Below are 22,173 nucleotides of genomic sequence, written 5' to 3'. Positions count from 1 at the left end.
CCGAGGTTCGAGCAACAGGCGCCGTGCGCGCTGCTTCAGGTTGTTTCAGGTGAACAAAACGTCTCAAGGAGTTTCCTGTGCAAGACAATAACGTGCTGGTCACCGACCATCGCTATGCGCACACCGCGCGTTTCTGGCGCGAAAGCCTTTCCCAGGTCGCCGGCGTCTACCGGATCGCACCGCACGCCCCGGCTCAGCAACCGGGTCGCCAGCTGTCCCGCTCGGTGCGGCTCACGCCCGCGTCGCTCGACCTGTTGCGGCATATCGGCGACGGCGAGCTTGCCGAATTCGCCGTCACGGCGGCAGGCATTGCGTTCCTGCTCTGGAAATACTTCCGGATTCCGGTCACGGTGCTCGGCACGCCGGGGCTGGCCGAGCATCCGCCGGCCCGGGCCGCCACCGTTCCGCTGATCATCGAGGTCCGTCCCGAGGAGCGCGTCGAGGACTACCTGTCGCGCGTGGCCGGGATCGTGGAAGACAGCTACGCCGAGCCTCAATTCCCGCTTGAAACGCTCGTGCGCAACGAACAGGACATGGATCTCGCGCAGCTCACGAAAGTCGCGCTGGCGGACGATCGGGTGCACCACGCACCGACCGGTCGGGACGACGACCTGCAGCTGCATCTGCGGCTCGCGCGCGGCGAAATCGAGCTCCGTTACAGCGCGGCGATCGAGCCTTTCATCATCGACGGTTTCGCCGGCAGCCTCGGCGCGGTGCTGGAGGCATTCGAACACCTCGACCAGCCCGTCGGCGACATCGAATCGGCCCCGCCGGAAGAGCGCCCGCTGCTGACCGCATTCAACGAAACCGCGACGGCCGGCCCCAGCCACCCGACGGTCGTCGCCATGTTCGAAGCGCAGGTCGCACGCACGCCGACGGCGCCGGCCCTGGTCACCGACAGCTCGCTGATGACCTACGCCGACCTGAACGCCCGGGCCAACAGCCTGGCGCATCAATTGCGCGAACACCACGGCGTCGGGCCGGAATCGCTGGTCGGCATCATGCTCGACCGTTCCGAATGGATGATCGTCGCGATTCTCGGCATCTTGAAGGCGGGGGCGGCGTTCGTTCCGCTGGACCCGGCGTATCCGGCCGAACGGATCAATCACATCCTCGGCGACACCGGCCTGTCGCTGCTGGTGACCCAATCGAGTCAACTGGCGCAGTGGTATGAATTCTCCGGCGTGACGCTGCTGCTGGACCAGGAACTCCCCGGCTGGACGCCGCTGCCGGACAACCCGCCGTACCGTGCCGAACCGGCGCACCTGGCCTACGTGCTCTACACGTCCGGCTCGACCGGGAAACCCAAAGGCTGCCTGCTCGAACACCGGAACCTGGCCCACTACATCGCGTGGGCCGCCGGGTATTACTTTCCGGAAAGCACGACCGGCAGTTTCGGCCTGTACAGCTCGCTCTGCTTCGATTTCACGCTCACCAACATCTTCTGCCCGCTGGTGCGCGGCAAGACGCTGCGCATCTATCCGCAGTCGGAGAGCATCGACACCATCCTGGCCCGGATGTTCCAGCCCGGCAGCGGCGTCGACACACTCAAGCTCACGCCCACCCACATTCACCTGCTGGAATACATGAACCTGGCACGCTCCGGCGTGCGCAAGGTGATCGTGGGCGGCGAGGAGCTGACGCCCCAGCACATCGCCACGCTGCGCAAGATCGATCCCGCGATCGAAATCTACAACGAGTACGGACCCACCGAGGCGACGGTCGGCTGCATCGTCGAGCGCGTCGAGGACGCGCCGTCCACGGTGCTGATCGGCCGGCCCATCGCCGACACCCGGGTGTACATGCTCGACGACGCTATGCGGCCGGTTCCGCTCGGCGTGCCCGGGGAAATCTGCCTCGCCGGCGCCGGCCTTGCGCGCGGCTATCACCAGCGGCCCGACGTCACCGCCGCGAAATTCGTCGAGCATCCGTTTCCCGGCGAAGCGCGCATCTATCGCACCGGCGACATCGGCCGGTGGCTGCCCGACGGGCGTATCCAGTGCTACGGACGCGTCGACCACCAGGTCAAGATCCGCGGGCACCGTGTCGAACTCGGCGAGATCGAGGCCGCGATCGCCGCGCACGAGGATGTCGTCGGCGCGGCGGTCATGCTGCGCGAATCCGCCCACGGGGTGCGCAAGCTGGCGGCCTATGTCAAGTGCGCCGCGAGCCTCGGCGTGCCGGACCTCCGGGCCTATCTGGCCGGGAAGCTGCCGGACTACATGGTCCCGTCCGACATCATCTCGATCGCCGAATTCCCGCTCAACGCCAACGGCAAGCTGGATCGCCCGGCGCTCCTGGCCCTGGAGCCTGCCGCCGCGCCCGACGCCGCCAGTCTCGACGCCACGCCGATCCAGCTCGAGCTGGTGCGCATCTGGCGCGACGTGCTCGACAATCCGGCCGTCGATCTCACCGGCCGCTTCTTCGACTACGGCGGCGATTCGCTGCAAGCCATGCAGCTGGTCTCGCGGATCTGGAGCAGCTTCTCCGTCGAGATCGGCATCGACGCGATCTTCGAACTCCAGACCATCAGCGCGGTGTCCGACCTGATCGAAGCATCGTCGCCCCGCGCCGGTTCGACGGCCGGCACCATCCTGCCCCGCTCGCGCACGAACGACCTGCCTCTGTCCTTTCCGCAGCAGCGGTTGTGGTTCCTCGCGCAACTGGAAGGCCCGTCGGCCACCTACAACATCTCGAGCGCACTGCGCTTCGACGGCGAACTGGACATCGCGCGCCTGCGGGTTGCCGTGTCCGAAATCAGCCGACGTCACGAGATCCTGCGCACGACGTTTCCCGCCGTCGACGGCCTCGGGGTTCAACGCATCGCGCCGCCGGCGCCGGTCGCGCTCGACGTGGTCGACGTCGCCAGCGAATCCGACGTGCCCGCGCTGCTCGCGGCCGAAGCCGACCGCCCGTTCGATCTCGCCGCCGGGCCGCTCTATCGCGTCGTGCTGTATCGCGTCCACGACCGCCTGCACGTGTTCGGCATCGTGATGCATCACATCGTTTCCGATGCATGGTCGTCAGGCATCCTCATCGGCGAACTGGCCGCGCTCTATGCCGGCCAGTCGCTGCCGGAACTGGCTGTCCAGTACGCAGACTATGCCGTGTGGCAGCACGAGCGCCTGGCGTCCGCCGATACGCATCGGGAACTGGCGCTCCTGAGCGCCGCGCTGGCGGACGCACCGGACCTGATCGAACTGCCCACCGACCGCCCCCGGCCCGCCATCCAGCAGTTCCGCGGCGCGGTCCTGCCGTTCCAGCTGAGCGGCGAACGCGCCGACGGCCTGCGCGCGATTGCCCGTGCGTCCGGCACCAGCACGTTCATGGTCGTGCTCGCCGCGTATGCGCTGCTCCTGTCGCGATACAGCAACCAGCAGGACCTCGTCATCGGCTCCCCGATCGCCAATCGGCGTTCCAGCATGACCGAGCCGCTGATCGGCTTCTTCGCGAACATGCTCGCGCTGCGCGTGGACCTGTCGGGCAATCCGACCTTCGGCGAACTGCTGGCGCGCGTGAAGCGCGTCGCACTGGACGGCTACAGCCGCCAGGAGATTCCGTTCGAGCAGGTAGTAGACTCGCTCGAGCTGGAACGCAACCTGAGCCGCACGCCGGTGTTCCAGGTCGTGTTCGCGTACGAGAAAGCGCAGTCCCAGGCGGTGAGCTTCCCTGGCCTCGTGGCGACGCCGGTGTCGGTGGAGACCCACACCGCGAAGTTCGACCTCACGCTCCATGTCCAGGATGCCGACGACGGCCTCGCTGGCTCGCTGGAATACAACCTGGACCTGTTCGACGCCGCCACGATCGATCGCATGGCGGAACACTTCCGCACGCTCGTCGATGCCGTGATCGCCGATCCGAACCGGCCGCTCGGCGCGCTGTCGTTGTCGAGCGATGCGGAGCGGAACCTGCTGACCGTCGAGTGGAACCGGACCGACACGGATTTCGGCGATGCCGCCACGCAACCGCTGCACCGGTTGTTCGAACAGCAGGTCGAGCGCACGCCCGATGCCGTCGCCGCCGTCTTCGATGACGTCACGCTCACCTACGCCGAACTCAACCTGCGCGCCAACCGCCTCGCCCACCACCTCATCGCGCTCGGCGTCGGCCCCGATGCACTCGTCGGCGTCGCCATGGAGCGCTCCCTCGACATGAGCGTCGCGTTGCTCGCGGTCCTCAAGGCCGGCGGCGCCTACGTCCCCGTCGACCCCGACTACCCCGCCGAGCGCGTGCGCTTCATGATCGACCACGCGCAGCTGCGCTGGCTCCTCACCCAGCAGCATCTGCTCGCCGCGCTGCCTGAGACCGACGCCCGCGTGATCGTCGTCGATAGCGACGAAACCGATCTCGACGTCGACGCCGTGTCCAACCCCGCGCCCGCGCTGAACGGCGACAACCTCGCCTACATGATCTACACGTCCGGCTCGACCGGCCGGCCCAAGGGCGCGCTCAACACCCATCGCGCGATCACCAACCGCATCCTCTGGATGCAGCACGCCTACGCGCTCGACGCCGACGATGCCGTGCTGCAGAAGACCCCCTTCAGCTTCGACGTCTCGGTCTGGGAACTCTTCTGGCCGCTCGTCACCGGCGCGCGCCTCGTGTTCGCCCGACCCGGCGGACAGCGCGAGGCCGACTACCTGGTCGAGCTCATCGAGCGCGAACGGATCACCACGATCCATTTCGTGCCGTCGATGCTGCGCGCGTTCCTCGACCATCCGGACCTCGACGCACACTGCTCATCGCTGCGCCGCGTCGTGTGCAGCGGCGAGGCGTTGCCCCACGACCTGCAGCAGCGTTGCCTCGAGCGCCTGGACGTCAGGCTCTACAACCTCTACGGCCCCACCGAGGCCGCTGTGGACGTGACCGCATGGGAATGCCGGCGCGACGATCCGCACCGCATCGTCCCGATCGGCCGGCCCATCGCCAACACCCGTCTCTACATCGTCGACGCGCAGATGCAGCCCACGCCGGTCGGCGTGGCCGGCGAATTGCTGATCGGCGGCACGCCGGTCGGGCGCGGCTACCACGGCGAACCCGAACTGAGCGCCGAGAAGTTCATCGCCGATCCGTTCTCCGCCGACCCGCTCGCGCGCCTCTACCGCACCGGCGATCTCGCGCGTTACCGCCCCGACGGCAATATCGAGTTCCTCGGCCGCATCGATCACCAGATCAAGCTGCGCGGCCTGCGCATCGAACCCGGTGAAATCGAGGCGGTGCTGCGCACGCATCCGGCGGTCGACGACTGCGTCGTGATCGCGAAAACCGAAGGATCCCGAACGTTCCTGATCGCCTATGTCGCGACCGCGGCACCGGACATCGCCGATCTGCGCGGCTACCTGAGCGGCAAGCTCGCCGACTACATGGTGCCGTCGCAGTTCGTCGCACTTGAATCGCTGCCGATGCTGCCCAACGGCAAGATCAACCGCAAGGCGCTGCCGCTCCCGGCGGATCGGGTCGACGCGGCCCAGCCGCACGCGCCGGCCGTCACGCCCCGGGAAATCCTGCTGGCGTCGATCTGGCAAGACGTGCTGCAACTGCCTTCCGTCGGCATCCACGACAATTTCTTCGAACTCGGTGGCGACTCCATCCTGAGCATCCAGGTGATCGCGCGCGCCAATCAGGCGGGGCTGCGCGTGACGGCGAAGCAGCTGTTCCAGTATCAGACGATCGCGCAGCTGGCCGCCGCGCCCGAGGAACGGGCAGCACACGCACCGACCTTGAGCCCGCTGGGCGAGGCGCCGCTCACGCCGGTGCAGCACTGGCTCTTCGAACAGGAGATCGATGCACCGTCGCACTACAATCAAACCGTCCTGATCCAGGTGCCTGCGGATATCGACGCGTCGAGGCTCGCCGACGCGTTCCGGCAAGTCTACGAACATCACGACGCGTTGCGACTGCGTTTTTCGCACGATGCGGGCCGCTGGACCCAGCAAGTCGTGGCCGGCGGCGAGATGCCGGCGCTCTTTGCGAAACAGGTGATCGCGGGCGACGCCGGCGAGCGCCTGGCGGCGATGCGCGCCGCCGCCGCCGACGCGGAGCGCGGCATCGACATCACGCACGGCCCGTTGCTGGCGGCGCGGCTCTTCTGCCTGGCCGACGAGCCGCTCGCCCGCCTGTTCGTGTCGGTCCATCACCTGGCGGTGGACGGCGTGTCGTGGCGCGTGCTCCTCGAGGACTTGCATGCCGCGTACCACGGCCAGCCGCTGCCCGAGAAGACGACGTCGTTCCGCGAATGGGCGTTGCATCTGCAGCACCTGGCCCGGTCGCCCGCCATCGGCGACGAAGCCCGACTGTGGCAAGCCCTCCTCGCGCAGCATGTCGAGCCGATTCCGGTTGACTATCCGGCCGCGGGTGCGGCCAACAACGGCGCCAACAACGCGGTCGGCGACGCATCATCCGTTTCATTCGAACTGGACGAAGCCGACACCACCGCGTTGCTGCGCCGGCTGCCACGCGCCTACGACACCCGCATCAACGACGTCCTGCTCGTCGCGCTCGCGCAAGCCTGCAGCATGGTCACGGGCAACGCCCGCACCCGGATCGATCTCGAGAGTCACGGCCGCCACGTATCGGATGCGCCGCTCGACCTCACCCGGACGGTGGGCTGGTTCACGTCCATCTACCCCGTCGTGCTCGACGCCGACGCGATGCACGCGCCGGAGGAAGCGCTGCGTGCCGCGCGGCAGCAGCTGCGCCGGATTCCAGCCGACGGCCTCGGCTATTCGCTGCTCCGATACCTGAGCCCCGACGCCGCCGTGCGCGACAGTCTCGCCGCGTTGCCGAAGGCCGAGATCCTCTTCAACTATCACGGGCAGCTCGATACCGTGTTGCAGCAATCCGATGGCTGGCGCCCGGCGGCCGAAGACCTCGGTTCGCTGCGCGCCGAGCGGTCGCCGCGCACGCACGCATTCGAGATCGTCGCGGCCGTTGTCGACGGCAAGCTCCAGGTGGACTGGCGCTACGGCGAGCGACTCCACCGGCGGCAGACGGTCGAGAACCTGGCCGCACACTTCAAGGACCGGTTGCTCGACTTCGCGGCGTCGGTCCCCGGCACCGCATGGGACGACATCGCGGACAGCTACCCGCTCTCGTCGCTGCAGCAGGGCATCCTGTTCCATTCGCTGTACGACCTGGATCCTGCCGCCTATTTCCAGCAGTTCAGCTTTGTGGTCAGCGGCCCGCTCCAGGTGCCGGCGCTCCGGCAAGCGTGGGCCAATGCGCTCGCGCGCCATGCCGTGCTGCGCACCGCGTTCGCATGGGCCAATCGCGATCATCCCGTCCAGACCGTGCTGCACACGGTCGAGCTGCCGTGGACGTTCGTCGACTGGCGGCACCGCGATGCGTCCCGCCGCGCGCAGGACTTCGACGCGTTCCTCGCCGACGACCGGAAGCGCGGCTTCGATCTGCAACGGGCGCCGTTGTTCCGCTGCACGCTGATCCAGGAAACGGACACGCGCCATCGCTTCTGCTGGAGCGCGCACCACATCATCCTCGACGGCTGGAGCACCGCGACCCTGATGAAGGAGGTGTTCGACGACTACCTGTCGCTCGCCCGCACCGGCATGCCCGCGGTCGCGGCATCGGCGCCGGGATACCGCGCGTACATCGACTGGCTCGCGCGTCATCCTCGCTCGGCCGACGAAACCTGGTGGCGCGCCGAGCTGGCCGGCTTCCATGCCGCCACGCCGATCGCGGCCAGTCCGGCCCGGCAGACGGCCGGCGACGCCGCGCGGCAGGACAAACTCAGGACCCAGCAATTCCTGCTGGACGAGGCCCTGACCACGCGGCTGCAAGCGCTCACGCGTACTCATCGCGTCACGCTCAACGTGCTGATCCGCGCGGTCTGGGCGTTGGTGCTGCGGCGTCACGCCGGAACGGACGACGTCGTCTTCGGCGTCACCGTGTCCGGTCGACCGCCGATGCTCGACGGCGTCGAGTCGATCGTGGGGCTGTTCATCAACACGCTGCCACTACGCTTGCGTATCGCGCCGGAGCGCCCCTTCGTCGAATGGCTGGCGGCGGTCCACGCGGCCCAGACGGCGATGGAGCCGCATTCGTACAGCTCGCTGGTCGATATCCAGTCGTGGAGCGAACTGCCCGCCCGCGACAGCCTGTTCGACAGCCTGCTGGTCTTCGAGAACTTCCCGGTTGCCGCCGCCCCCGATCTCGGGCCGGACGACATCGAGATCCTCGACACCCGCGCGTTCGCGGAATCGAATTACCCGCTGACCCTGACCGTGCACCCGAATGAGCGCATCGGCTTCCATATTTCGCACGATGCACACCGCGTCGCGCCGGATGTCGTACGGCAGATGCTCGGCACCCTCCGCACGTTGCTGGAACGATTCGCCGACGACCCGACCCTCCTGACCGGCCAGCTCGCCGATCCGCCGGCCGCCGATGGCCAGCCGAGCGCGCCGCGCGGTGAGGCCGAACCGGCGATCGAAGCCGCCGCCGGTGCGGCCACGGCGGCACGCGCCCTCACGCATACGGCCGACGAAAGCACGTTGCTGGAGATCTGGCAGCGGATCTTCAAAAGAGACGACATCAAGGTCAGCGACAACTATTTCGACCTCGGCGGCCACTCGATCATTGCGATCCAGCTGATGGCCAATGTCGAGAAGGCGTTCGATCGCCGGCTGCCGATTTCCTGTCTCTTCGAGAATCCGACAATCGAGAAACTGGCGGCGGCGCTAGCCGCGAAAGAGCCGTCCGCGCCCGCCGGCGGACTCGTGCCGATTCGCGACGGCGGCCCCGCCGCGCCGCTCTTTCTCCTGCCGGGCGCCGGCGGGAACGTGGTCTACTTCCACCCGCTCGCGAACCACTTGAGCGGCGCCCACGCGATTCACGGGCTGGAAGCGCTCGGCCTCGACGGCTCGTGCATGCCGCTCACCCGCGTGGAAGACATCGCGGCCCGTCATATCGAACGCATCTGGCCGCTGGTGGGCGCGGGTCCGTACTACCTGGCAGGCCACTCGTTCGGCGCGCACGTGGCGCTCGAAATGAGCCGGCAACTGGTCGCCAAGGGCGCCGACGTGAAACTGCTGGCGATCTTCGACGCGTCCGCGCCCATCGACAGCTCGGCCGCCACTTACTGGCAGGACTGGGACGACACCGAATGGCTGGTCGCGATCGCCCACGAAATCGGCACCTTCCTCGGGACCGACCTTCAGGTGACGCGAGCCGACCTCGTCCATCTCGATCCCGACGGCCAGGCCGGCCTGATCCTCGAGCGGATCGGCAGCCGCGGCAGCTGGTTCGCGGACGCCGGGTCCGACCGCCTGCGTGCCTACCTGCGCGTCTATCAGGCCAACTTCAAATCGCACTACGCGCCGCAAGCCACCCCGCTGCCCGTGCCGATCGCGTTGTTCCGCAGCACCGAGCGCGATCCCGGCGACTACGCTCCGTCGCCCGAGATCGCGCAGCTTCGCCTGGACCCGACCTGGGGATGGTCCCGCTTCTCGGCGCTCCCCGTCGCGGTGACGGACGTCCCCGGCGACCACCTGACCATGCTGCTCGATCCGCATGCCGGTGCCCTCGCCGCCCAAGTCAATTCGTTTCTGGAAAAAACGCACTCATGAAATCAACGCCGACGATCGACAACACTTTCGCCCGCAAGGTCTGCATCAACCTGGACCGGCGCCCTGACCGCTGGGAAGCGATGCAACAAAAATTCGCAGAGCAGAACATTCTCACGGTGGAACGGCTGTCCGCCGTCGACGCAAGGCTGGTGAGCGTGCCGGAATCGTTGAGCCATATGCGCCCGCAGGACTACGGCTGCACGATGAGCCATCTCGCCGCGGTGAAACAGGCCAAGGCCGCCGGCGCGAGCGAAGTCCTGATCTTCGAGGACGACGCGTTCTTCGACGCCGATTTCGCCGCGCGCTTCCCCGAGTTCATCGCGCAAGTGCCGGACGACTGGCACATGCTGTTCCTGGGCGCGTATCACTTCACGCCGCCCATTCCCGTCGCGCCGAACATCGTCAAGGCCGTGGAGACGCTCACCGCGCACGCGTACGTCGTCAGGGACTCGCTTTACGACGCGTTCATCGCGATCAACGAAAACCCGCCGGCGATCAACGACCGCAACAACCTCGTCCTGCAGCAGACGTTCAATTGCTACTGCTTCGAGCCGAATCTGGTCGGACAGGAGTCCGGCTACTCCGACATCATGGACGAAGTGATGCCGGAAAAGCCGCTGACCTATTCCATGCCCATTCCGGACGGCTGGTAACGCCTGCGGCCCGTGCTCGCCGCGATCCATCACTCGACAGGCCTTTGAAAATCATGCAAATCACCACCGTTGACCTCGAAGCGGCGTTCGTACAGGCCGCGCTGGATGCGCTTCACCGGGACTGCAAGCTCGGCGACGCGATTTCACTGGCTTATGGGAAATGCGAATCGACTGCCGGCGTGATCGACCTGATTTTTCCGTTGATCACGAAGAAATTGCGGATCGATTACATCCTCATGTACAGCATCGAAAGCAATCCCCGCACGCTCCTGCAATTTCTTCGGCTGATCGAGTCGCGGCTGGCACGGAACGAAAACTGGACGGCCGCGTCGGTCGAGACCGCGTTGCGGAGCGTGGCCGATTCGGCGGACAGCGTCGGCTGGGATCGTGCTCAGCGCCTGCTGAAGTGCTGCATCCTGTTTTCCGATTCGCCACTGGAAATCGTGGAAAGCATCACGTTCCTGGGCAAGCACGAAACCTCGTCGAGGTTGAGATCAGCGGCAAGAAATGTCGAACTCAGCCACCTGATCAACTGAGACCTATTGGCAACTCATGGATTCCGCTCAAAGCAAATCGCCGCCATGGCATTCCGCCGTCACCCTGATGTGGCGCAGTCATCCCTGGCTGACGCTGGGCACGGTCCTGACGGGCCTCGTCAGCGGCATCGCGTCGATCGTGGGCGTCGGGTTGATCAGCACAGCGCTGCGTGACCAGGATGATCGACAGACGCTGTTGCTGATGTTCATTGCGGTGAATGTCATCGCGGTGGTCAGCAGGAGCTGCGCTGCCGTGATGCCCTCCTATGCCTGCATGAAAGTCATGACGAGATTGCGCGTCAACCTGTGCAAAAGGATCCTGGCGACCCCGCTGGATGAAATCGACAGACGCGGCGCCCCCAATGTCCTGACCATGCTGACACAGGACATTCCGCAGCTGAGCCAGACCCTGCTCACGATACCGACGATCATTGTTCAATCGGTCGTCCTGATATGCAGCATCGTCTATCTCGCCTATCTCTCCTGGATCGTGTTCGCTTCGACGATCATCCTGACCATCGTCGGCCTCGTGCTTTATCTGTTTTTCTATCGAAAGGCGGTCAATTTCACGGAGCGGGTTCGCGATGAATTTGTCCAGTTCAACGAATACACACATGGCCTCGTGTTCGGAATCAAGGAGCTCAAGCTCAACCGGGCCCGGCGACGCTGGTTTACCCGGGCCGCGATCGAATTGTCATCGAAGCGCGTGGCAGGGTTCAATTACATAGAACGCTTCTGGTTCATGAGCGGCGACAGCATCGGCCAGATCACGGTAGCGGTCCTGCTCGGATTCCTGCTGTTCGGCGTACCTTCGCTCGGCGTCGTGGATCCCTCCGTACTCACGGCGAGCATTCTGGCCGTCCTCTACATGATGGGGCCCTTGACCATGCTCATCAATATTCTGCCGGTGGTGGCCGAAGGCAAGACCGCGCTCGCCCGGCTGGCGGAATTCGGTTTTCTGATCGACGACACGCAGGACTCACACAAGGAACCGTCCCCGCCGGGCACCGTCGAATCCCCATCGGCGAAGTCATGGAAGGTCATCGAGTTGAAGGACGTGACGATGAACTACCGTGACAACGAGTCGTCGGTCGACTTCGTGCTCGGCCCCATCAACATGACCATTCATGCCGGAGAGCTTGTCTATGTGATCGGCGGAAACGGCAGCGGCAAGAGCACGTTGGGCAAGGTACTCAGCGGCCTCTATGCGCCTACCGGCGGAACGATCTCCCTCGATGGAAAAGTCATCGACGACGATGCCAGGGAACGGTACCGCAACCTGTTTTCCGCCGTCTTCACCGATTTCCATTTGTTCAACCGCATCATCGGACCGGATCGGGGCAATGAAAGCATCGAGCTTGCCCGGAAGTACCTCGAAACCCTGAAGCTGGGGGACAAGATCGAGATTTCCGGCCGGACCTACTCGACAACCCGGGCGTTATCGACCGGGCAACGCAAGCGATTGGCGTTGCTTTGCGCGTACATCGAGGATCGTCCGATTTATATCCTGGACGAATGGGCCGCCGATCAGGATCCGGTCTTCAAGCGATTTTTCTATGAAGTGCTGGTTCCCGATCTGAAATCCCGCGGGAAATGCGTCGTCATCATTACCCACGACGATCAGTACTTCAAGCTGGCGGATCGGGTCATTCGCCTGGATAGCGGCCGCATCTTCTCCGATACGGCCATGTGTGCCGTCCGGGCCCAAGCTGCCGGATGAGCAGCGATCCGGATGCTGACAAGGTGCGCGCTGTCTGTCCGAGGCGGGCGGAACAGTCGCCGTGCGCCGCACCGGATTCGGCGGCCGGCGATTCTGCGTCTGTCCCGGCAATCCGTTACAGACGCATTCGCAACCGGGTGTTTAAATCATGTCGGCATCCATGCGCGCAAGCGCAGCTTCAACGTCTCATCAGGAATCCTTTCATGGAGTTCAGCAGATTGTTCGCACACGTCGGCGAAGCGATCTCGAGCAGCGGGAGCCGACGCTTTCCCCGAATGATGTACAGCCTGATCGCCGCGGCGGTCCCCGTCGACGAGATCCGCATCTCCGAGCTTGCGGTCGACGCCGCGCCTGACGGCGATCCCGGGGTGCGCAGCCTCGGCACGGTCGGCGCGGCACTCGCGCAGGCCGGCCCGGCCGCTGTCTGTTGCGGGCCGCAGATGCCGCCGCGCCCGGGTGCGAGCCGCCTGCACATCGACGACACGCTCGCCGGCCACGGCCCGACCGACGCGCAGCTCGACCGCTTCGTCCTCATGCAGGCGGCGATCGTATCGCCGCGTTGCACGCAATTCCACCTCGTGACCCGCAAGCGGGGCCACTGTTACGTGATCTCGTTGTATCGCACGAGTACGTTCGACGATTTCTCGCCGCAGGAACGGACCTTCCTCAAGGAACTCTCGCACGTGCTGTTTCCGATCGTCGAGAGCCATGTCGCGGCGCTCGATTCGGCTCCGCCGCCCGCCCGTGCGACCACCGCCGCGCCGCCGGCGACGCAATCGGGCCGGGAACGCGTGGCGCGGCGGTTCTCCGACCGTTTGCAGCAAGCCGGCGTCAAGCTGTCGACGCGCGAGATCGAGGCATGCACGGCGCTGCTGGCCGGCGACACGGTGCCCGCCATCGCCGTGCGTTTCGCGCTCTGCGAAAGCACCGTCGAGACCTATCTAAAGCGGGCAGCCGTCAAGCTGGGCTTCAGCGGGCGTCATGGCCTGACGCGCTGGATGCTCGACGAGACGGCCGGGACCGCGACGGAAGCAGGCCGGGACGGTACGAGAAGCGTGCGGCACGACTACGCGTCGGCGCGCATCGGAACCTGACGGGCCGCGGCCCGAACGCGCACACCCTGCGGCGTAGCGCGCGTCAGGTGCGGCACGCCAGGCAATTCAGCGCGCGCGACGCCGACGCAGGCGACGCACGAAACACCATGGGACGGCTGCCGCCGACCTCCACCTCGAGTCACACGCAGGCAATCCGGCCGGCGACGCAGCCCGAGCCGCCACACCCTGTGACGTCGTCGTCATCGCCCGCAACGGCGAGCGTCGGCGCGGGCACGCGCCGCAGCCGTCCCGGCACGTCGGCCGGCGGCGTTCGTCGCGCGTCCGCGGCGTAACGGCGTGTCGGCGTCACGCCGCCGACGCGCACGGTACGGAATCGTCGATCATCCATTTCGTGAGTCCGTGCCGGCCGCTGATGCCGAGCTTCACCGCGGCGCGCTTGATGTACGTCTCGACCGTGCTCTCCTTCACACCAAGCTCATCGGCCATTTCGCGCAGCATCTTGCCCGCGAGCAGGCCGAGGCACACTTCGTTTTCACGCGCCGACAGCACGACCCCCACGCGCGCGAGCCGCGATTCGAACTCGTGGCGCAGCGCCTCGACGCCGGGCATGCCTGCCGCCGCACCGGGCGCCGTCGCGCATTCACGCTCGCCGTGCCGGCGCGTCGACGCATGCCACTCGACGAGCGGCAGCAGCGTATCGGCGAAATTCTTCAGGAACGACATCTCCTGCAACGAGAAGTCGCGATGCGATGCCGTGCGATGCAGCGAGATCACGTAGCGGCGATTCGCCTTGCCCGACACGAGATGGCACTGAAATCCGCCGCCCGGCCCGCGCGGCGGCGCCACTTCGCCGCCATTGCCGCGCCGCATCAGCGGATTGATGTGAATGAGCTGCCGGTCGCAGGCCGCCAGGATCCGGTTCAACGGCGGATGCGCTGCCGGTTCCCGCTCGCCGTGCGCGGCCGGCGCGCCGCGCCCGTCGTCGCCCGGCACGCCGAACGCGCCGAGCGATTGCACGCGGACGACTTCGCCCGCCGGCTCGTCGAGCGTCCATTCAGTCATCCGGGTGATCGCGAGCGGAATCGATTCGACCAGCAATGCATGCATGTCGGATGCGAACCGCTCACTGCCGGCGCTCGAAATCACCTTCCCGAGCTTCGCGAACATCTGACTCTCCTTGTTGTGCGTGCTTGAGGACGTGGCGCAACGCCCGCGCGGGCGAGCCGGCACGGTTTGCGCGGCGCGCGTCGGGTCGCGCTTCGCTGCGCGCCTTCTTCGGCGGGCAACGCCCCACCAATGCGTTCGGCTCACGCGAAACGGCGGCGTGGCGCTCCCTGTTCAGCACGATGCGAGCGACTGGCGAAGCTGCAAGAGGCTGAAGCGTTCATTTCAGTCGATGCGCGTTGCCGGATGAAAACGCGCCGCCGCCGGACGTGCTGAAGGCCTGAATTGGAAAACCCGGCGCCGCCCCGGAATGGACGCGTTCCCGGTGAATTCAACGAAAAATCGCGATCGAAAAACGAAACGATTCCTTCCATTGAATTTGATCCATGCATATCCCAGCCGCGTATGATAGCGATGATTTAAGACATTTGCAGTTAACCTGACATCTATTTTTCAAATCAATTCGCTCACTAACTGGAAATCGATCGATTCGCAAGCTACCCATTCGTATAATTATGAATACGCGGATAAACCAACATCTGTTTATCACGAATTTTTGCAATAATCACCCAAGCGACACATACCACGAATTTTCATCCGATCGCCTTGTTCGAGAGAGGAATTGTCGAATTTCAGCCATTCCATCCAGCTCACCGTCCTGGCTTCACGCATTACCTTCTGACGGTTATTTCGATTCGCTAAACGATCGATTCGATTTACGCGAAAGCAAAGCACAATTACCGCTTCCAGCCCACGACTGGCGTGCCACCGACACCTGCGTTGCAAAAATATCCACAAAGAGCGAAGCCATTTCCCGTCATAAAATTTCCATATTAAATGCCTCGGAATTCGTCAACCCCACCGCTTGCCACCCGATAGATAAGTTGCTACGCTTTCGACCGAAATACACGACGCATCGCCAATCAATTTTTAACTGCGGTCATGTTTATCCAGAAAATCTAAACATTGAATTGATATTCACGTGAAATCATCTTTTATTGATCATCGCGGCTAGCGCCTCGCCACCCGCCATTCCGTCGAATCTCCCTATCCGATTGCCGGCAGGACAGACCGACGGCCAATTGAAGAAGTCGTTCGGCGGTTTTTCAATTTCCATTTAGACATCCGTGGTGATGCGCGGCCGCGCATTGCCGGACGCACCGTCTTTTTCCATCCTGACCCACCCACGCGCAACGCTTCCCAAGCGTCACGCCTGTACCAATTGCCACACCTGTCTCAACGCGTCATTTGTCGTCTTTCCAATCTGCAAAACAATTCCGAAAAATTGGAGCACACCATGAGTCACGACTTCCGAGACGAACCTGCGCCGCGTCGCGCCTTCCTGGCCGACATGGCGAAGCTCGCGGCGGCCGGCATCGTCACCGGCTGGACACCGCTCTACCAGATTGCGGCGCACGCGCGGACGGCCGGCGAGACACCGCCCGGCTTCCCGGCCGACATCCCGCTTTACAAGCAGGCATTCCAGAACTGGAGCGGCGAGATCGCCGTGCAGGACGTATGGACCGCCGCGCCGCGCTCCGCCGACGACATCGTCGCGACGGTCAACTGGGCGCGCGCAAACGGCTACCGGATTCGCCCGCGCGGCTACATGCACAACTGGTCGCCGCTGACGCTGGACCCGAGCGCCGGCGCCGCGAACCTCGTGCTGCTCGATACGACGAAGTCGCTGACGGCCGTCTCCGTCGACACGTCGGCGCGTCCGGCGCGCGTCACCGCCCAAACGGGCGTCTCGCTGGAGTCGTTGCTCGCGACGCTCGAGCAGTACGGCCTCGGCGTGATTGCCGCGCCTGCACCGGGCGACATCACGCTCGGCGGCGCGCTCGCGATCGATGCACACGGCACCGCCGTGCCGGCGGCCGGCGAAACCCTGCAACCGGGCCATACCTACGGCTCGCTGAGCAATCTCGTGGTCGCGCTCACCGCGGTCGTGTTCGATCCGACCCGACAGCAATACGTGCTGCGCCGGTTCGAGCGCAGCGATCCCGAGATCGGCGCGTTCCTCGCGCACATCGGGCGGGCGTTCGTCGTCGAAGTCACGCTGACGGCAGGCCCGAACCAGCGGCTGCGCTGCCAGAGCTACGTCGATATTCCGGCATCCGAACTGTTTGCCGCGGCCGGCACGACGGGCCGCACGATCGCGTCGTTTCTCGATCGAGCGGGCCGGGTGGAAGCCATCTGGTTCCCGTTCACGACCAAGCCGTGGCTCAAGGTCTGGACGCCGACGCCGAGCAAGCCGTTCCTGTCGCGCGCCGTCACGCAGCCGTACAACTATCCGTTCTCCGATTCGATTCCGCAGTCCATCTCGGATCTCGTCAAGCGGATCGTGATCGGCGGCGAAGGCGCATTGACGCCGCTGTTCGGCCAGACGCAACTGGCCATCACGACGGCCGGTCTCGCACTCACGCTCAGCGGGGACATCTGGGGCTGGTCGCGCACCGTGCTGCAGTACATTCGACCGACGACGCTGCGCGTCACCGCGAACGGCTACGCGGTACTGGCGCGGCGCGCCGACGTGCAGCGCGTGATCAGCGAATTCGTGCAGTTCTATCAGAACCGCGTCGACACGTACAAGGCGCGCGGCGAGTATCCGATGAACGGTCCCGTCGAGATCCGTGTCACCGGTCTCGACAAGCCGGCCGATGCCGGCGCGGGCGCGGCCGTGCCTACCTTGTCCGCGCTCAAGCCGCGCCCCGATCGACCGGAATGGGATACCGCCGTGTGGTTCGACATCCTGACGCTGCCGGGCACGCCGGCCGCCGATCGCTTCTATCGCGAGATCGAGCAATGGATGCTCGCGAACTACACCGGCTCGTATGCGACGGTGCGCCCCGAATGGTCGAAGGGCTGGGCCTATACCGACACGGCCGCCTGGCAAGACGACACGATGCTCACCACCACGATTCCGAACCTGCATCGTGAAGGCCAGCCGCCGTCGAGCAGCTGGGATGCCGCGCGCGCGACCCTCGAACGCTACGACCCGTACCGGATCTTCCGGTCGCCGCTGCTCGACCGGCTGATGCCGTAGCGATCCCGGCGGAAGCGGGCTGCCACGGCTGTCACGAAACGTGATGTGGCCGAAGGTGCCCCGCAACGCCGCCTGCTGCAGGCATTACCGCAGGTGGACGGTCATTGACCGTCCTTGCCGCCGGACTCGAGCAGCAGGTACTCGCCGTCCTCCGCGCTGCCGGCGCCGATCCCAACGAAGCCGCACGCGGCATAGAACGCCAGCGCCGACGTGTTGGCGCGCAGGCACTTGAGCCGGTAAGGTGTGGCCGGCCAGCCCGGCAGCGCGCGCAGCAGCGCCTGGCCGATGCCGCTCCGGTGGTGCGGCCGGTGCACGTGCAGGTGATGGATGAAATGGTCGGGCTCCCAGACCGACACGAAGCCGGCGAGTCTCCCGACGTCGTCCTCGGCAACCCTCAGCCGCTCGCCTTCCGTCTGGGCCTCGAAGTCGGCCAGCTGGAACGCGCCGGCCGGCTGCCAGACGAAGGTCTCGCGGCGCGAGTGCAGGAACAGCTCGCGCAGGGCCGGCGTATCGGCGGCCACGGCGTCACGTACGATGATCTTCATGATTCGCTTACCTCGCGGTAGTCGTGGTTGCCGGGCCGGCACTGCCTGGCAGGCTCGCCATCACGTCGGCGACGAAGCGTTCGGTGTCCCGGCGGTGGTCCACCGTCGCGCCCAGCCGTGTGATGACCGCGCGGCACGACGGCACGATCACCACCAGCTGGTGATTGAAGCCGCCCATCATCAGGTCCGCCGGCAGTGACGGAAACCGGCGCGCGCCGGGATGCCGGCAGTCGCGCGGGCGCCAGGGCGGCCAGGCGCCACGGCGCATGCATCACGCGGCGCCGTCGCGCCCCTTCGGAAACACGCCGTGGCTCATCGCGTCGAGCTGCCGGACGATCTCCGTGCGCAACTCGGCCGATACCTCGATGCTGTCGAGCAGTTTCGAGATCCACAGCCCGTCGGCGGCGAGCCGGCAGATCATCAAGGTTGCGGCGTGCTCGAGCGGCACCGGGTCGGGCCGCGTCCATTCGCGCATCGGCACCGACCATCGCTCGCGCGTGTCCTGGTCGGTAATCATCGACGCAACCAGCACGCGCAGCACATCGGTGCTCGCGGCCGGATGCGACTCGTCCAGCACCGCATGCACGTACGCCCGTGCTGCCGCACCGGCGCCGTCGGCATCCGCCGCCACCCGCGCGGTCATCTGCGCGGCGAACCGCTCGGTCGCCTGCCCGAACAGCGCATCCAGCAGCCCCTGCTTGTTCGCGAAGTGATACTGCAACGCGCCCTTCGTCACGCCGGCGCGCTCGGCCACCGCATCGAGCGTCAACGCGGCCACGCCGTGATGTGTCGCGATTTCCGATGCGGCCGCCAGCAACTGCGCGCGCACCTGATCAGGCGCTTTTTTTCGACGCACGCCGGCGGTGGCGACGGCCGACGCCGAGGATGCCTCAGGCGCCCGCGCACCGGCCGTTCCAGCCGGTTCGACGGGCGCGGACGCATCGCGCGGCGCGGGTTCGAGGTGTGTTTTCATGGTGCGGATGGTAGCACCCGGGCGTCTCGATATAAACATTCCGGCCGGATGGTATGATCCGCCGCATGACTACACCCACCCCTTCCCCCTGGTCCGCGCTCGACACCGCCATCGCCCGTGGACGCGACGCCCTCGTGCGTCTCCAGCAGCCCGACGGCAGCTGGTGTTTCGAACTCGAATCCGACGCGACGATCACCGCGGAATACATCCTGATGATGCATTTCATGGACAAGATCGACGACATCCGCCAGGAGAAGATGGCGCGCTACCTGCGCGCGACCCAGCGGCTCGACACGCACGGCGGCTGGGCGCTGTACGTCGACGGCGATCCCGACGTGTCGTGCAGCGTGAAGGCGTACTTCGCGCTGAAGGCGGCCGGCGACAGCGAACACGCGCCGCACATGATCCGCGCGCGCGACGCGATCCTGAAGCTCGGCGGCGCGGCACGCTCGAACGTGTTCACGCGCATCCTGCTCGCGACGTTCGGCCAGGTGCCGTGGCGCGCGGCGCCGTTCATGCCGATCGAATTCGTGCTGTTCCCGAAGTGGGTGCCGATCTCGATGTACAAGGTCGCGTACTGGGCGCGCACGACGATGGTGCCGCTGCTCGTGCTGTGTTCGCTGAAGGCGCGCGCCCGCAATCCGCGCAACATCTCGATCCGCGAGCTGTTCGTCACGCCGCCGGACGAGGAGCGTCAATACTTCCCGCCCGCGCGCGGCATGCGCAGGCTGTTCCTCGCGCTCGACCGCACGGTGCGTCATGTCGAGCCGCTGATGCCGAAGGGCCTGCGGCAGCGCGCGATCCGCCATGCCGAAGCGTGGTGCGCGGAGCGCATGAACGGCGAGGACGGGCTCGGCGGCATCTTCCCGCCGATCGTGTATGCCAATCAAATGATGCAGGTGCTCGGCTACCCGGACGATCATCCGCTGCGTCGCGACTGCGACGCAGCGCTGGACAAGCTGCTGGTCACGCGGCCCAACGGCAGCATGTATTGCCAGCCGTGCCTGTCGCCGGTGTGGGATACCGCGTGGAGCACGATGGCGCTCGAGCAGGCGCGCGGCGTCACGGTGCCGGAAGACGGCGAGCCGGACGACGCACGGCGCGCACTCGACGAGCGCATCACGCGCGCGTACGACTGGCTGGCCGAACGCCAGGTGAACGACCTGCGCGGCGACTGGATCGAGAACGCGCCGGCCGACGTTCAACCGGGCGGATGGGCATTCCAGTACGCGAACCCGTATTACCCCGACATCGACGACACGGCGGTCGTCACCGCGATGCTCGATCGCCGCGGCCGCACGCATCGCAACGCGGACGGCACGAACCCGTATGCGCCGCGTGTCGCGCGCGCGCTCGACTGGATGCGCGGGCTGCAATCGCGCAACGGCGGCTTCGCGGCGTTCGATGCCGACTGCGACCGCCTGTACCTGAACGCGATCCCGTTCGCCGATCACGGCGCACTGCTCGATCCGCCGACCGAGGACGTGTCGGGCCGCGTGCTGCTGTGCTTCGGCGTGACCAAACGTGCGGACGAACGCGCGTCGGTCGCGCGCTGCATCGACTACGTGAAGCGCACGCAGCAGCCCGACGGCAGCTGGTGGGGCCGCTGGGGCACGAACTACATCTACGGTACGTGGAGCGTGCTGGCCGGCCTCGCGCTCGCCGGCGAGGACAAGTCGCAGCCGTATATCGCCCGCGCGATCGAATGGCTGCGCTCGCGACAGCATGCGGACGGCGGCTGGGGCGAGACGAACGACAGCTACATCGACCCGAAGCTGAGCGGCACCAATGGCGGCGAGAGCACGTCGAACTTCACCGCGTGGGCGCTGCTCGCGCAGATGGCATTCGGCGACTGCGAATCCGATTCGGTGAAGCGCGGCATCGCGTATCTGCAGTCGGTCCAGCAGGAAGACGGCTTCTGGTGGCACCGCTCGCACAATGCGCCGGGCTTTCCGCGCATCTTCTACCTGAAGTATCACGGCTATACCGCGTACTTCCCGCTGTGGGCGCTCGCGCGCTATCGGCGGCTTGCGGGTGCGGCGGCAGCGCGGGCTTCGGCCCCGCACGGTGCTGCGGCAGTCGCCGCAACGGACACGGCCGTCGCCTGAGCGGTAACGTGACGGCGCAACGCCGTCACACGAAGCCCTCTTCGACCAGCGTGCAGCCGTGCGCCGTGATCTCGTGCCGCTGGCCCGAGCCGCCGACCACGCGGCTCCAGCTTGCGGATACGAGCACGGCTGCGGCGCCGTCGGCGTGCAGCGCATAGCCGAACCCGCCGTACATGCCCGGCACCGCGAACCATACGCGTTCGGCTTGCGCGTCGAATTCAAGCAGCGGTTCGAGTTCGGGCAGGCGCATCGCGTCGACGCGCAGGTGGGCGATGCGGCCGCGAATCATGTCGTGGAAGTGGCGCTGGATGTCGCGCAGCGTTTCGTCGGGTACGAAGCGCCACGGCTGCGGCGTCAGCAGATCGACGAGATGTCGATGCCCGCGCTGCTCCGCAATATCGACCGGGCGTGCACCCTGTGCATCGCGCAGCATGCGCCATGCGCCGAACTGCAACAACTCGACGACAACCTCTTTCGGTGCGCCGCTGTATGCAGCCTGATGAAGAGGTGTATAGAGCGACGTGCCGCCCAGCCGTGTCGCGTTGACGAGCCTGGACTGTTTCGCAACGAGATCCAGCATCGTCGCCCAGTCGCCGTTGTGTGCAGCATCGGCCAACGCGTGCCGGCGCGCGACCTCCGCTTCGTCGAGTACGTCGGCGCCCGTAATTCCATCCCATGTGATGCTCAACCGTTTCTCCTTTCGCCTGTCGCGCAAGCAGCGACCGCGTCGTCCGCTGATCATAAGCGTTCGTCAAGGCCGTGCGATCGCGCATCGCCACGCCGGGCCGT

13 protein-coding genes are annotated in these 22,173 nt (G+C 66.0%); 7 read left to right on the top strand and 6 right to left on the bottom strand.

Annotated features, from left to right (window positions below; translation table 11 throughout):
* The first annotated feature begins 77 nt into the window (after positions 1-77).
* The 5 genes from G3O06_RS04130 to G3O06_RS04110 all read left to right on the top strand — a co-directional run bounded on the left by G3O06_RS04130 (position 78) and on the right by G3O06_RS04110 (position 13,587).
* Positions 78-9,584 (top strand): non-ribosomal peptide synthetase, encoded by a 9,507-nt coding sequence (locus tag G3O06_RS04130; protein ID WP_205815112.1) that lies wholly within the window; start codon positions 78-80, stop codon positions 9,582-9,584.
* Positions 9,581-10,237: a glycosyltransferase family 25 protein gene (locus G3O06_RS04125; RefSeq protein WP_205815111.1), complete on the top strand. Its 657-nt coding sequence runs from the start codon at positions 9,581-9,583 to the stop codon at positions 10,235-10,237. The genes G3O06_RS04130 and G3O06_RS04125 overlap by 4 nt, the downstream gene beginning before the upstream one ends.
* The gene (locus G3O06_RS04120) at positions 10,120-10,773 is read left to right on the top strand and encodes a hypothetical protein (RefSeq protein WP_241019508.1); all 654 of its coding nucleotides are present in this window, start codon (positions 10,120-10,122) and stop codon (positions 10,771-10,773) included. Before G3O06_RS04125 ends, G3O06_RS04120 begins: the two co-directional genes overlap by 118 nt.
* Positions 10,774-10,789: 16 nt before the next feature.
* Positions 10,790-12,493, top strand: a complete 1,704-nt coding sequence (locus tag G3O06_RS04115; RefSeq protein ID WP_205815109.1) for a cyclic peptide export ABC transporter — start codon at positions 10,790-10,792, stop codon at positions 12,491-12,493.
* A 203-nt stretch (positions 12,494-12,696) separates the two neighbouring features.
* Positions 12,697-13,587, top strand: a complete 891-nt coding sequence (locus tag G3O06_RS04110) for a LuxR C-terminal-related transcriptional regulator (protein ID WP_205815108.1) — start codon at positions 12,697-12,699, stop codon at positions 13,585-13,587.
* 306 nt (positions 13,588-13,893) lie between these two features.
* On the opposite strand, the gene G3O06_RS04105 is transcribed toward G3O06_RS04110, so the two are convergent.
* A complete protein-coding gene (locus tag G3O06_RS04105; RefSeq protein ID WP_205815107.1) occupies positions 13,894-14,715 on the bottom strand; it encodes a helix-turn-helix transcriptional regulator in 822 nt (273 codons plus the stop codon).
* Positions 14,716-15,700: 985 nt separating this feature from the next.
* Positions 15,701-15,829, bottom strand: coding sequence for a hypothetical protein (locus G3O06_RS49620; protein WP_277403687.1), 129 nt, complete (start codon positions 15,827-15,829; stop codon positions 15,701-15,703).
* 180 nt (positions 15,830-16,009) lie between these two features.
* Here G3O06_RS49620 and G3O06_RS04100 point away from each other — a divergent pair, with 180 nt between their 5' ends.
* Positions 16,010-17,758 carry a cholesterol oxidase substrate-binding domain-containing protein gene (locus tag G3O06_RS04100; RefSeq protein WP_205815106.1) on the top strand — a complete coding sequence of 583 codons (1,749 nt, stop codon included), beginning with the start codon at positions 16,010-16,012 and terminating at the stop codon, positions 17,756-17,758.
* 101 nt (positions 17,759-17,859) lie between these two features.
* Here G3O06_RS04100 and G3O06_RS04095 read toward each other — a convergent pair whose 3' ends face one another.
* From G3O06_RS04095 to G3O06_RS04085, 3 genes are all read right to left on the bottom strand, one after another.
* Positions 17,860-18,303, bottom strand: coding sequence for a GNAT family N-acetyltransferase (locus tag G3O06_RS04095; protein WP_205815105.1), 444 nt, complete (start codon positions 18,301-18,303; stop codon positions 17,860-17,862).
* A gap of 7 nt (positions 18,304-18,310) precedes the next feature.
* A complete protein-coding gene (locus tag G3O06_RS04090) occupies positions 18,311-18,484 on the bottom strand; it encodes a hypothetical protein (RefSeq protein ID WP_241019507.1) in 174 nt (57 codons plus the stop codon).
* A gap of 90 nt (positions 18,485-18,574) precedes the next feature.
* On the bottom strand, positions 18,575-19,276 hold the full coding sequence (locus tag G3O06_RS04085) for a TetR/AcrR family transcriptional regulator (RefSeq protein WP_205815104.1): 702 nt from the start codon (positions 19,274-19,276) through the stop codon (positions 18,575-18,577).
* Positions 19,277-19,329: 53 nt separating this feature from the next.
* Here G3O06_RS04085 and shc point away from each other — a divergent pair, with 53 nt between their 5' ends.
* Positions 19,330-21,384 carry a squalene--hopene cyclase gene (gene shc, locus G3O06_RS04080; RefSeq protein ID WP_205815103.1) on the top strand — a complete coding sequence of 685 codons (2,055 nt, stop codon included), beginning with the start codon at positions 19,330-19,332 and terminating at the stop codon, positions 21,382-21,384.
* 25 nt (positions 21,385-21,409) lie between these two features.
* On the opposite strand, the gene G3O06_RS04075 is transcribed toward shc, so the two are convergent.
* Positions 21,410-22,072 carry an ankyrin repeat domain-containing protein gene (locus G3O06_RS04075; protein ID WP_205815102.1) on the bottom strand — a complete coding sequence of 221 codons (663 nt, stop codon included), beginning with the start codon at positions 22,070-22,072 and terminating at the stop codon, positions 21,410-21,412.
* Between the last annotated feature and the right edge of the window lie 101 nt (positions 22,073-22,173).

Origin of the sequence: Burkholderia sp. Ac-20345 (assembly GCF_017104825.1) — a bacterium.
Taxonomy (GTDB): domain Bacteria; phylum Pseudomonadota; class Gammaproteobacteria; order Burkholderiales; family Burkholderiaceae; genus Burkholderia; species Burkholderia lata_B.
The sequence above is the reverse complement of the archived record's forward strand: the minus strand, read 5'-3'. Positions and strand labels throughout refer to the sequence as shown.

Excerpts from the sequence above, each read along its gene's own strand:
- G3O06_RS04125 (WP_205815111.1), top strand. The coding sequence starts at position 9,581 with ATGAAATCAACGCCGACGATCGACAACACTTTCGCCCGCAAGGTCTGC.
- G3O06_RS04115 (WP_205815109.1), top strand. The coding sequence starts at position 10,790 with ATGGATTCCGCTCAAAGCAAATCGCCGCCATGGCATTCCGCCGTCACC.
- G3O06_RS04110 (WP_205815108.1), top strand. The coding sequence starts at position 12,697 with ATGGAGTTCAGCAGATTGTTCGCACACGTCGGCGAAGCGATCTCGAGC.
- G3O06_RS04105 (WP_205815107.1), bottom strand. The coding sequence starts at position 14,715 with ATGTTCGCGAAGCTCGGGAAGGTGATTTCGAGCGCCGGCAGTGAGCGG.
- G3O06_RS49620 (WP_277403687.1), bottom strand. The coding sequence starts at position 15,829 with ATGGAAATTGAAAAACCGCCGAACGACTTCTTCAATTGGCCGTCGGTC.
- G3O06_RS04100 (WP_205815106.1), top strand. The coding sequence starts at position 16,010 with ATGAGTCACGACTTCCGAGACGAACCTGCGCCGCGTCGCGCCTTCCTG.
- G3O06_RS04095 (WP_205815105.1), bottom strand. The coding sequence starts at position 18,303 with ATGAAGATCATCGTACGTGACGCCGTGGCCGCCGATACGCCGGCCCTG.
- G3O06_RS04090 (WP_241019507.1), bottom strand. The coding sequence starts at position 18,484 with ATGATGGGCGGCTTCAATCACCAGCTGGTGGTGATCGTGCCGTCGTGC.
- G3O06_RS04085 (WP_205815104.1), bottom strand. The coding sequence starts at position 19,276 with ATGAAAACACACCTCGAACCCGCGCCGCGCGATGCGTCCGCGCCCGTC.
- shc (WP_205815103.1), top strand. The coding sequence starts at position 19,330 with ATGATCCGCCGCATGACTACACCCACCCCTTCCCCCTGGTCCGCGCTC.